Annotated in this window: 11 protein-coding genes and 1 CRISPR repeat array; of the genes, 5 read left to right on the top strand and 6 right to left on the bottom strand. The window is 50.6% G+C overall.

The window, feature by feature from the left end:
* Positions 1 to 462: 462 nt before the first annotated feature.
* Genes ASF12_RS14750 through ASF12_RS14735 form a run of 4 tightly spaced genes read right to left on the bottom strand, consistent with a single transcriptional unit; the run spans position 463 to position 4,897 of the window.
* Positions 463 to 1,221, bottom strand: coding sequence for a PHP-associated domain-containing protein (locus ASF12_RS14750; protein ID WP_235533168.1), 759 nt, complete (start codon positions 1,219 to 1,221; stop codon positions 463 to 465).
* 37 nt (positions 1,222 to 1,258) lie between these two features.
* The gene (locus ASF12_RS14745; RefSeq protein ID WP_056035958.1) at positions 1,259 to 2,086 is read right to left on the bottom strand and encodes an energy-coupling factor transporter transmembrane component T family protein; all 828 of its coding nucleotides are present in this window, start codon (positions 2,084 to 2,086) and stop codon (positions 1,259 to 1,261) included.
* Complete coding sequence (locus tag ASF12_RS14740; protein WP_063892565.1) at positions 2,073 to 4,019, bottom strand: ABC transporter ATP-binding protein; 1,947 nt, start codon at positions 4,017 to 4,019, stop codon at positions 2,073 to 2,075. The genes ASF12_RS14745 and ASF12_RS14740 overlap by 14 nt, the downstream gene beginning before the upstream one ends.
* Entirely contained in the window at positions 4,016 to 4,897 is an 882-nt protein-coding gene (locus ASF12_RS14735; protein ID WP_235533167.1) for a cell division protein FtsQ, read from the bottom strand. The genes ASF12_RS14740 and ASF12_RS14735 overlap by 4 nt, the downstream gene beginning before the upstream one ends.
* Before the next feature lie 259 nt (positions 4,898 to 5,156).
* Here ASF12_RS14735 and ASF12_RS14730 point away from each other — a divergent pair, with 259 nt between their 5' ends.
* Positions 5,157 to 6,002: a MurR/RpiR family transcriptional regulator gene (locus ASF12_RS14730; protein WP_056035956.1), complete on the top strand. Its 846-nt coding sequence runs from the start codon at positions 5,157 to 5,159 to the stop codon at positions 6,000 to 6,002.
* 41 nt (positions 6,003 to 6,043) lie between these two features.
* On the opposite strand, the gene ASF12_RS14725 is transcribed toward ASF12_RS14730, so the two are convergent.
* Positions 6,044 to 6,313, bottom strand: coding sequence for a hypothetical protein (locus tag ASF12_RS14725; protein WP_056035953.1), 270 nt, complete (start codon positions 6,311 to 6,313; stop codon positions 6,044 to 6,046).
* 172 nt (positions 6,314 to 6,485) lie between these two features.
* On the opposite strand from ASF12_RS14725, the gene ASF12_RS14720 reads away from it, so the two are divergent.
* The 3 genes from ASF12_RS14720 to ASF12_RS14710 all read left to right on the top strand — a co-directional run bounded on the left by ASF12_RS14720 (position 6,486) and on the right by ASF12_RS14710 (position 10,349).
* Positions 6,486 to 7,235 (top strand): class I SAM-dependent methyltransferase, encoded by a 750-nt coding sequence (locus ASF12_RS14720; RefSeq protein ID WP_056035950.1) that lies wholly within the window; start codon positions 6,486 to 6,488, stop codon positions 7,233 to 7,235.
* A gap of 17 nt (positions 7,236 to 7,252) precedes the next feature.
* Positions 7,253 to 8,065 carry an aminoglycoside N(3)-acetyltransferase gene (locus ASF12_RS14715; RefSeq protein WP_056035947.1) on the top strand — a complete coding sequence of 271 codons (813 nt, stop codon included), beginning with the start codon at positions 7,253 to 7,255 and terminating at the stop codon, positions 8,063 to 8,065.
* Between the two features lie 202 nt (positions 8,066 to 8,267).
* Positions 8,268 to 9,583: direct repeats of the CRISPR family, unit length 33 nt; unit sequence GTCGCACTCCGTATGGAGTGCGTGGATTGAAAC.
* Positions 9,584 to 9,683: 100 nt separating this feature from the next.
* Positions 9,684 to 10,349: a DUF4085 family protein gene (locus ASF12_RS14710; RefSeq protein ID WP_056035944.1), complete on the top strand. Its 666-nt coding sequence runs from the start codon at positions 9,684 to 9,686 to the stop codon at positions 10,347 to 10,349.
* A gap of 105 nt (positions 10,350 to 10,454) precedes the next feature.
* Here ASF12_RS14710 and ASF12_RS14705 read toward each other — a convergent pair whose 3' ends face one another.
* The gene (locus tag ASF12_RS14705) at positions 10,455 to 10,976 is read right to left on the bottom strand and encodes a GrpB family protein (RefSeq protein WP_056035942.1); all 522 of its coding nucleotides are present in this window, start codon (positions 10,974 to 10,976) and stop codon (positions 10,455 to 10,457) included.
* Between the two features lie 113 nt (positions 10,977 to 11,089).
* Between ASF12_RS14705 and ASF12_RS14700 the strand changes: the two genes are divergently transcribed.
* On the top strand, positions 11,090 to 11,632 hold the full coding sequence (locus ASF12_RS14700; RefSeq protein WP_056035939.1) for a histidine phosphatase family protein: 543 nt from the start codon (positions 11,090 to 11,092) through the stop codon (positions 11,630 to 11,632).
* The last annotated feature ends 27 nt before the right edge of the window (positions 11,633 to 11,659 follow it).

Below are 11,659 nucleotides of genomic sequence, written 5' to 3'. Positions count from 1 at the left end.
GATCATAATGTTTCTTTGTCACTTCGTTCACCTCGAATTTGGATAGGTCTATTTTATCCGATTCTCGGTTCTACGTGTCTACTTTTTAGTCTAACAACATATTGATGGTCGCACTCCGTACGGAGTGCGTGGATTGAAACATAAGCGGGCTGGCGAACACCATGCCTGAACTCAGTCGCACTCCGTATGGAGTACGTGGATTGAAACGTTATATGCCTTCAACCAAAAGCTTTTGTCTTCCGTCGCACTCTGTATGGAGTGCGTGGATTGAAACTGCAGCTCTATGTCAAGCTCGATGAGCTTTCGGGTCGCACTCCGAACGAAATACGTGAATTGATACGCCTCCCGAACGACTACAAATCCGAGTTACTAAGCGCACATTCATTTAAATTGAAAAAAACAGGCTGCTTCCGCGTCGTATCATCCACGCGGAAGCAGCCTATTTATACTAAAAGCCTCTACTTATTCCACCGTCATCGTCTTCTTCAAAAGCTCCTTCATCATCTGCGCAGCCTTCACCTTGACGCTGAGGCAAGGTGAAATTTCCACGGAGTAGCGACCGCGTTGCAGCTCTTCGCGCAGCTCGGCGGCGGTGCGGCATTCCCGCTCCAGCACGTTCCATACGCTGCCGAACTGGAGCGGCTGATGGGAGTCGCTGCCTGCGCAGGCGGGCAAGCCGATTTCAGCCGCAAGCTGGCGAACCTGATCGGCCATGGCGGGTCCATATTGATACAAGTCCTTCGCGTTAATGTCCAACGCGTGAAGCCGCAGAAGCTGCTCAGCCGCGTACTGCGTGAGCGGATTGCTCTCCCGCATCGGATGCGCGCCAATCCGCAGCACAGGAGTATCCTCCGTACGATCCATCAGCTCGGTAAAAGGGATAAAGCTGCCTTTTTCCGCATAGGGCTCCAATTGCTGGCGCAAATCGCGCAGGTACAAGCGATTGCCTATGATTAAAATATGCCCGCGCTCTGCAACATCTACCTCCATACCCGTAAACACCTTCAGTCCATTCACATCATAATAATCGTCCTGATAGGCGAAGGCTGCGTCAAGCTGATCCAGCATATCGGTATAATTCAGCGTGTTAAAATGCTCGGTCAACGCTATGGCGTTTAGACCATTTTCAATCGCTTCAGCCGTCATGGCGGCAAAATAGTCGAGCGAAAAATGTGTTTTTTTCGATAGCTTGCCGTGGGTGTGCAAATCAAGATTCATCATATAGCTGAGGTCTCCGTTTCCGTTTCGATAGTCAATTTTATAGTGAAAAATGCTGTCCTGCTACCGCCAGCACAATCATATAGCAGAGGGAGCAGCCGAGAAATACAAAGTCCAATGGGCGAATGCGCAAATAGGCGAGCTTCAGCTTCTTCGCGTCCGGGCTGACTAAGGAATAAGTAAAGCCGCGCACCTCCAGCGCTTCAACCGTTGTGCGGGTGCGCTTCGCCGTATTCAGTATGAGCGGATAAAAGGCGTGGACGCTAATCGTCGCCAAGTAGACGAGGGAGCGCCAGCCGAAAATCCCTTTCCGCTGCGGCGAGCGTCCACGAAGGCGGAAGGAATGAATAATGTTGTGATATTCCTCGATTAGAATCGGCAGCATTCGGTAGCCATACGATACGCCGAAGCTGAACTGCGCCGGCATGCCTAGACTAAGCAGCGCATCGCTCAGCTTCTCGGGGTCCATGCTGGAGAAAACAGCAATGCTGGCGAGTGAAATGAGCAATATTTTCAGCGTAAGTGTCATGAGGGGCCAGAAGCTGGCGAGACTTCCGCCGAAGAGCAGCGAACCGAGCAGAATGTAGCTGATTTCGCTGACGAGCCCAATGCCCATAATGATGAGGACGAGCGGGCTGACCTTGGAGGACAAGGTGAGCGCGACGATTGGCACGAGCAGCCCCAGCAGAATGAATTTGTTATGAATGAACCAAGGCGCTATAGCGAAAAAAGAATACCAGATGATGAGAATCCTCGGGTCGAAGCGCGATAAAAAAGTAGATTGGCGGCCGAAGGCGGTGCGCATCAGCTCGATTTTGATTTGCTCGACGCTGAGCTTGTCGATCAAATTTTGTTTAATGGCTTCCACTCGTGATGGCCTCCTCTCTAGGCAGCTGCTCTGATGTGTCCGCAGATGCAGCCCCAGTCAGGCGGCAAAGCAATTCGTCAACGGACAGACACGGCGGCTCCAGGCCGAGCCGATCGCTGAGCAGCGTAATTTGCGGCGGAATGAGTCCGGCCTGCTCCAACACGTGAAGCTCGCGGAACAAGGAACGCGTATCTGTATCCAGCAGCACCTGGCCGTTATGCATCACGATGACGCGATTCGCCCATTCGGCAACAAGTTGCATATCGTGGGTGGCGATCAGCGTCGCTTTGACCTGATCCTCCAGCTCGGCAAGCATGGCGGTCATTTCGCGCCGGCTTGAAGCATCGAGACTTGCCGTCGGCTCATCGAGCAGCATCACCGTAGGACGCATCGCGAGGCCAATCGCAAGGGTAGCTCGCCGCTGCTGCCCGCCGCTTAACAATCTGCCATCGCGATCCTGAAGCTCGGTGAGCCGCAGCCGCTCCAGCACTTCATCGGTAAAGGCTGAATATCCCGCTTTATTTCGGGCTTTCGGGAAAAACTCCACATCCTTGCGCACCGAATCCTCAATAAACATTTCCTCCGGATGCTGATAGATGAAGGAGACGAATTCAGACAGCTGCTCGGGCGAATGGCGCTTCGTTAAGCGGCCGCAAACGGTGAGCTCGCCCTTATTGGGACGGCGGATGCCGGAAATAAGCTTAAGCAGTGTCGATTTGCCCGCTCCATTGTTGCCGACGAGCGCAATTCGCTCGCCCTCGTAAATCGAAAGATTCAGATCGCGAACAACAGGATGCAGCGCACGCGTTATTGTTTTGTAGCCGTAGGATACATGCTCGAAGCGAATCAACTCTTGCGGTGACGCCGCATCCGAAGCCTTTGCCCGCGCTGAGCTTGAATTGTCGGAATGACTAAGAGCTTGCGATTGCTGCTTTGCTATAAACCCAGCCTGCCTAGCAGACGGAAAAGCGGCTTGCAGCTGAATATCTTTTTTGCCAACAGCCACTGCTTCCGCATCATTCTGAAAATAAACCTCCGCATCCGCCAGCGTAATTGGATATAGCGGAGCTGCTGCCGTTGCTGCCGCTGTTTGCCCGCGCCGGGCTTCCCAATTTCGCACCGCCAAGGTGACCTGCGGCGGCAAAATATTCAGCGCTGCCAATTCATCGACGCGGGACAGCGCCTCCTGTACAGGCTTGATCCAGCGGATGGTGCCGCTATCCATCAATACGACTTTATCGCAATAATCGGCAATAAATTCAGTATGATGCTCAATGACGATGATCGTTTTACCGTATTGCTTGTTGAGCATGGCGAGCTTATCGTAGATCAGCTTGGCATGATAAGGATCAAGCTGGGCGACGGGCTCGTCCACGATGATCACATCGGGATCAAGAGCGAGCGCGCCTGCCAGCGCAGTCATATGCTTCTGCCCGCCGCTAAGCTGCCAAATCCATTGGTCGCGCAACGGCTCAAGGCCAAGCATGGCAAGCGCCCTTTCGCCGCGCTGGCGATAGTCCGCATAGCCATAGTTAAGCGGTGCAAAGCAGGCTTCATCGTACACAGTCGGACGCACGAGCTGATTTTCAAAATCCTGAAAAACGTAAGTCACCTTCCGCGAAAGGGAGGACACCGTTTCGTTTGCGGCATCCATGCCAGCTACCCGAATCGATCCGCTCAAATCGCCAACATAATAATTAGGAATAAGGCCGTTCAAGCATTTGCAGAGCGTCGATTTGCCGCTCCCATTCGTCCCAGCGATGGCGATAAATTCTCCAGGCTGAATCGTCAGCTTTATATCGTGCAAAGCCATCCCCTCAGCACCAGGATATTGAAAGCAAACGTCGTTCATTTCAATAATAGGAGCTGTAGTCGCAGCGGCAGCAGCTCGTGAGGTCATCGTTGCGGCATTATGATGCTGTAGGTTGCTCAAAGCTTCATATCCCCCGGCTTCTGGATAGTTTTTGCTTTGGAACGCATCGCGAATGCAACGGTGACGATCAGAACGAGCGCTGCGGCACCGATGCTCACCCACATATAGCCGCTGCCATATTGCTCAATAAATTCCGGCTCCCAGACGGCGAAGTTTATATCTGACTCGGCCAGAAATTCGGCGACGACCGCAAGGAAGAAAAAGCAAATGCCCGTAATAAGCAAGCGCGGCGTCATCAGCTGTCCAAGCGAGAGCGGAACCCGGCTGTCGCGCGGCTTCATGCCGAGCAGCGGCTCGATTTTTCCATAGAGTCTTGGTACGAGAAACAGCGTTGGCAGCAGGGAGAAGAAGATGCCGGTAATGACCATGGCGTTCAGGAAGCTAAGGCCTTCAATGAGCAAAATGCTTTCTGGCAGCCCCGGCACCGCTTCAAATTCCTCAATCCCAAACCAAACTTTGCCGACATCGACAATCGTGCCGAGCATTTGATCAATGCCTACTGCAACGAAGGAAGCTAAAGCAAGCTGCTTGCGGTTGCGGGGGTCGCTGACGAGCAGTCCGGCAACATACATGGCGAGGGAGAACTCAATGAATTTTTCCAGCTCCCCGAGTCCGCCGAATTGCCCGAGCAGCAGCTCTCCGAAAATAATCTCCCCGAAGGAAGCGCCAAGCGCGGCATACAGCGGGTTGAACAAAATACATAAAGTGAGCGGGATAAAGGCAAAATATTCGACCTTGATTTCAATCGGCCCAAGCTTGAGCTCGGGGATAAGCTCGGAGAACATATTGGAAATGCCGTAAAGCGACATAGCCAGTATGAACACCATAAGCTTCTGGGATTGCGTCAATTCGTAACGGCGTTTAAGCGCGGATGTCACGTTTAATTCCTCCTAAGCAAAATGGGATTGAGGCGAAATTCGCTTCGCCTGCCTCAGTGCAGCAGCGAACTCTTTTTCAATATATAGAGGAACTGTTAACGCATCATCAACGAATTATTTCGTTTGTGTAAAATAATTTTCATAAATTAATTTGTGATAAAAAACTTTCATAAAGCTGCAGCGAATGCTATACTGCTGATGAAAGCCTGCTTTTGAGGCACAGGCACAGGATCAGGCACAGGCACAGGGAGGGCACATCATGGTACCGATTAATATCAAAATGGATTTGGACAAAATGTCAAAAAGCCAGCAGGCGATAGCCAATTATGTAGCGGGCGCGCTTGCGCAAATTCCCTATTGCACGGAGGAGGACATTGCGCAGGCGGTTGGGGTCAGTACGGCGACCGTTTCGCGTTTTTGGGCTACGATTGGTTTTGCCAATTTGAAGGCCTTCAAGAAGTATTTGCTGCAAAATGAACATGCTACCCCTGCTCATAAAATGAAGCAGATTTTAAATAAGGTCGATTCGGAAGCGGCCGATGTTGTGGGCGAAATATTAGACATAGCTGCAAATAATGTTGCGGTCACGAAGCAGCGGGTGGAGCGGGCAGCGTTTCATCAGACGGTGGAGGCCATTCATGCTGCGCGTAAAGTTTATATTTTTGGCTCGGGGGCGGCGGTCTGTCTCGTTGCGCTTCTGCAATTCCGCCTGAATCGGATCGGCGTGCAGGTGATGGCGATGGAGGCAAGCGGCAGCGAGCTGTTTGAAACGTTGTCTCACGCTGGGGAAGAGGATGTCGTGCTGATGTTTGGCTTTGTCAGGCGGTCGCCGGAGCTGACGGTTATTTTGGAGCAGGGCAAGGCGGCGGGTTATCGAACGGTGCTGGTCACGGATTTGCTCGTCTCGGATATGTTGGAGCAGAGTGATATTGTGCTGCAATTGGATCGGGGGGAGCTGGAGGGCTTTCATTCGATGACGGCTCCCGTTGCATTGGTGGATGCTTTGACGGTAGCTGTGACGAAGCGGCAAGGCCAGCAGGCGCTTAATCAGCTGGATCGGCTCCATGCGCTGCGCAAGCGCTATGCTGCGCAGCTTCCGAAGTAGGAGACTACTAGCAAGCTGCGTGTTGGTATAGCTGCCTTTTTCTACGAGGGATTTTGATCCTTATTCTCTTGATTGTCTTTGTTATTAAAATAGGCTTTCCTACGGCGATAGACGATGTGGGCTAGATTCAGAATACCCGTCACGATGGCTAGAATAGAGGGGAGTATTTGAAGGAAGGTCGGTAATGTGGCTCCGTTGCCAACGGGGCCTGTTTTCGGCTGCAAGGCTTCCCAATAGCCAAAAAGAATAGCGGTAAAACCGACAAAAATTAAAAATAGCGACAGCACAAGAACTAATTTTTCGTTTCTCATCGCAATTTCCCCCCGGGTACAAGGATCAGCCTGCAATAGCGCGCAGCAGCCTTTTATATACTCCTTACTACGAAAACACACCCTAAAATGTTACAATTTACAAAGAAGCTGTCTTTTAGACACTTATGCACGCATGGGTAAATGTGGATTTTTAAGGAAAGGCTGAATCATAATGAATCAAATTGACTATGAGGCTTTTTATAATGAGGTTGGAGCGAGCAATGGCTGGGATTTCAGCAGGCTGAAGTGTATGTCGGAGGAAGCGAAGTGGGACTTGTATCAGGAGGTCGTCAAGCTTAGCCGAAAAACCGATCTTCTGCTCGATATTGGTACAGGCGGCGGGGAAGCTATTTTATCAATTGCGGACTGTGCCCTGCTGCTGGTGGGCATTGATTTATCTACAGGCATGGTCGACACCGCAATGAAAAATATTACGAAGTCCGGGCGCAGCAACGTTCGCGTCCTGCCAATGAATGCGGACAAGCTGGATTTTCCAGACCGCTTCTTTCAGATTGTTTCTTGCAGGCATTCCGCCTTTAATGCGCAGGAGGTAGCTCGTGTGCTGGAGAACGGCGGTACATTTCTGACGCAGCAAGTGAGCGAGAACGATAAGCTTAATCTAAAGCAGGCGTTTGGAAGAGGGCAAGCCTATGGGGAGATGCCAGGCTCGCTCAAGGAGCGGTATATATTGGAGCTGACGGAAGCTGGCTTTACGAAGATTGAGGTTATGGAGTGGAACGTCGCGGAGTTTTATGAGACGGCGGAGGATTTGATTTTTCTGCTTAAGCATACGCCGATTATTCCGAATTTTGGGCGGCAGCCGGAAGATTTTGAGCGATTAGAAGCGTTCATTAGGGACAATAAGTCGGAAAGAGGCATCAAGACGAACGCAGAGCGGTTTATGATTAAAGCACAAAGGTAGAAGCAGGGGGCACAAAGGTGAGAGAACAGCAGTTGATCAACAGTCAGAAAAGGCCAATTACGATAAACAACATCGTTCAGGACTTGCGAAGATTAGGCGTTCGAGAGGGCGATTCCGTGCTGGTGCACGCCTCCTTGTCGCGCTTGGGCTGGGTATGCGGTGGTCCGCAAGCTATGGTGCAGGCGCTTATGCAGGCGGTTGGGGATGAAGGCACATTAATTATGCCTGCGCAAAGCGGAGATTGGAGCGATCCCGCCGAATGGGGCAATCCGCCAGTTCCAGAGGAGTGGTATGAGACGATTTATCGGGAGCTTCCGGCTTTCGATCCGGCTTTGTCGCCAACGCGGGGAATGGGGCGTATTGCCGAGTTGTTTCGCACGTTTCCGGCTACGGTGCGTTCAGCGCATCCGCAGGTTTCTTTTTGCGCCAATGGCAAGTATGCGGAGCTTATTACATCCGAGCATATGCTAAGTCCGCAATTTGGCATGGCGTCACCACTTGGGAAGCTGTACGGCTTGGGCGCCAAGGTGCTGATGCTGGGGACGGGGTATGAATCCTGCACAAGCTTTCATCTGGCTGAAGCGATGAGTGAGCGTCTTCCGACGAAACAGCTGGGAACCGCTATTTATGAAGGGGACGAGCGAGTGTGGAAATGGTTTACGGATTTCGCCTATGATTCGGCAGATTTTGCACAGATTGGGCAGTGCTACGACTATGAAGGCTCCGTGCAAAAAGGCGCGGTAGGCAGCGCCGAGTGCCGGCTTTTTGATCTGAAAGAGGCAGTTGATTTTGCCAAGCAGTGGCTGATGATCCATCGTTCGATGGAGTGAAAAAAGGTTATGCCGATACAGGTGCGAATCGGAAGCTCCCATAAAAACCCTAGGGGATTCGCACCTCAAAATTTGTCGAATCATGACGGAAATGAAGGGCTTTGGGAAAAGTCAATACTTTGTTTAGACTTTGTTCGTATGGATGATCTTGAAAATATATACAATTGATGCCATGATGGAATCAATTGTTTGTATTTTCGCTGTCGCACTCCGTATGGAGTGCGTGGATTGAAACCAGCCTGAGAGCTATTCGATGCGGTCGCTAGTCAAGTCGCACTCCGTATGGAGTGCGTGGATTGAAACTGCCCATAGCGCTAGACCGATAATGATAGAACCGTCGCACTCCGTATGGAGTGCGTGGATTGAAACTGGAGAGCAATAAGGATGTCCGTAAGTTGTTGATGTCGCACTCCGTATGGAGTGCGTGGATTGAAACCAGCAAGGTATACATAGACGTTGCAATCTTGCCACGTCGCACTCCGTATGGAGTGCGTGGATTGAAACATGACATATGGATACATTGAGTTTACGTCAACATGTCGCACTCCGTATGGAGTGCGTGGATTGAAACTATCGAGAGGTAGCCGACCGCCCTTAAGCCTAATCGTCGCACTCCGTATGGAGTGCGTGGATTGAAACTTATAGCCGTCTTTGCTGCGGACGCTGTACATGTTGTCGCACTCCGTATGGAGTGCGTGGATTGAAACGCCTTGTCTGCATTTGTAGACGTGATGCCAAGATCAAGTCGCACTCCGTATGGAGTGCGTGGATTGAAACGACAAAATAAAGCCAAAAATAAATGCGCTACGCGTCGCACTACGTACGGAGTGCGTGGATTGAAACTGGGAGTGGCAGTAATGCTGGCAATAATCGCAGCCGTCGCACTCCGTATGGAGTGCGTGGATTGAAACCTGCGGGTGGATGGGATCGAGACGGACGCTCAGGTCGCACTCCGTATGGAGTGCGTGGATTGAAACTTTCTTGGCGGCGGTCAGACTGCTAAAGAGGTTAGTCGCACTCCGTATGGAGTGCGTGGATTGAAACCGGCAGGCGGCGGCCCTGACATCGTCGAGGAGCATGTCGCTCTCCGTATGGAGTGCGTGGATTGAAACGTCTTGCGACTCAGGTCAAGCTCTTGCCAAAGAACGGTCGGACTCCGTACGGAGTCCGTGGATTGAAACTTCTTTGCCAAACCCCTATACCTGTTAACGACAGTCGCACTCCGTACGGAGTGCGTGGATTGAAACTGAATCGATGCTGCGGACTTGGGCAGATAGTTCGCGTCGCACTCCGTACGGAGTGCGTGGATTGAAACAGTCTGCCAGTAACGGAAAATCCGTTATCGCGGCGGTCGCACTCCGTATGGAGTGTGTGGATTGAAACGTGCTATATCCCGGATCGCCTTCGTACAATGGCGCGTCGCACTCTGTACGGAGCGCGTGGATTGAAACGACACAGCCCAGCCAAGCACCGGGTCGTTTTCGTGTTGCACTCCGTACGGAGTGCGTGGATAGAAACTCTGTAGGAGCTATAGGGGTTATCCCTACAGCCCGTCGCAATCCTTACAGAGTGCGCAATTTTAAACCATAACAATCACAAGTAACCAAGGAGGACCCCTATGAAATTTTGCACAAGAGAATGGTATGAACTCATGCAGATTGCTTCATTTCTTATTTTTCCGGAAACGGAGGAGCAGTGGGAGGAGGAGCTGGCCTACTATCGTTCAGAAGGTGTAGACTACTTGGGGATGCAGCGAGACTCGTTGGAGGAGAAAAAAGAACATCTATTAAAATACCTTCCTGAACCGTTCCATCCTTACATTCACGACGGAACGTTGAATACGATTTACCCGCCTCCTGAATTGAAGGAAATGGCGAAGGAGTGGAAGCAGGAGTATGATGATCGCATGCGTAAATTGGCCGAGACCTATAACAGCTATTATAAATCGATTAAAAACGAGCTTCCGCCCAATGCGGTCAAGCTATTCGAAAATACGCTTCACGATGCCAAAGTCATCACCTACGATCGGCCCGATGAAACAACGTTCATTCTAAACTTGGACTGTCGCGGCTGTTATCATTATTTTACGGATATTAAAATCACATTTCACGGCGTCAAGCAGCTGGAGCTTCCTGATCTCCCTGAAAATACATGGTGGCTCTATGATGAAATGTATACGATTGACGGGGGTTTCGAGCTTAGAGTCCTATTTGATTCATTGGATGCGCTTATTATTTCCGCCGCCGATGTGGAGATTGAAATATTAGGAGAGCGGCAAAGCTGATTTGCAAGAAGATGTATGTATTCCGGCACTCTACAAGGATAGTGAGCATATAAGTTCCTTGAGAATGCCGGAATAGCCGGGTAAAGGGTTATTTTATGGAGTGCTTCATCGATAAAGGGTTTGCTGCAGAATTGTGGTCACAAATTCGGTTTTTCCGTCACAGTAGCTGTCAATGTCATGGCGATGCTGATCAGCCAGCTTATCCTTTAACGATCCATATTCCCTCCGGGCTGCTTCATTGGAGCGGAGATAGTCACGAAAAGCAATATGTTCCAGATAACCTTTGCCGTCTTTGGGACATACATAAAGATGGTATTTCATAAAATTGTCCGGAAACGTCCGTTTGAAAGCTTCCCGCCCTTTAATTCCTAAATTGCCTTGATGCTCGAAGCCCTCTTTGGCCAGACGCTCCACAATGGCTTGCAGCACGCTGTAATCTTCCACCACCACATCAAGATCAATGATCGGTTTCGCCGGCAGTCCTTCCACAGAGGTGCTTCCTACATGCTCAATGCCTAAAATTAGATCGCCAATATATCCTTCAATCATGTTCTTGATTTGCTGGAACTGCTCCTTCCACATTGGGTCGTAAGGAACAACTTCAACCACTTTTGTTCTTTCCGCCATTAGGAACGGACACCCCTTTACAACATAATATTTGCCTTCCAACATTATACACTATCATGTTTAGCGTGCTTTGATCATTTTAGGAACCGTATAAACATAAAGGAGTAACGCATATGAAAACGATATATCTAGTCCGTCATTGCCAAGCAGAAGGCCAAGAGCCTGACGCTCCATTAACAGCAGTTGGAATAGAGCAAGCGCAGCAATTGGCTGCTTTCTTAGCAAACAAGCAGATAGAAGGAATCATTTCGAGCCCTTTTGAGCGGGCTTACCGCACCATTTCTCCATTAGCTGATGCCGCTGCCCTGCCTATAAAGCTGGATGAGCGGTTAACCGAGCGAGTTTTATTAGGTCAAAATCATCCAGACTGGCGCGAAATGCTTCGTCAAACCTATGAGGACATGGATTTATGCTACGAGGGTGGGGAATCCAGCCGTACCGCTACAAATCGGGCCGTTCAAGTCGTTACCGAGGTGCTGAATAGCAGCTGGAAAAATGCCGTAATCGTCTCACACGGCAACCTCATTTCGCTGCTTCTCAAGCATCTGGATCAGGCAGTCGGATTTGAGGAATGGGAAGCCTTATCCAATCCCGACGTGTACGAGCTTTCCTTCACCGATGCGGCTTCCAGCTTCAAGCGAATTTGGATGCCTTGACAACGCATAGCTTTAAAAGCCAAAAAT

Origin of the sequence: Paenibacillus sp. Leaf72 (assembly GCF_001422685.1) — a bacterium.
In the GTDB taxonomy this organism is placed as follows: Bacteria; Bacillota; Bacilli; order Paenibacillales; family Paenibacillaceae; genus Pristimantibacillus.
Note: the sequence above shows the minus strand (reverse complement) of the source record. Positions and strands in the feature narration are given on the sequence as shown.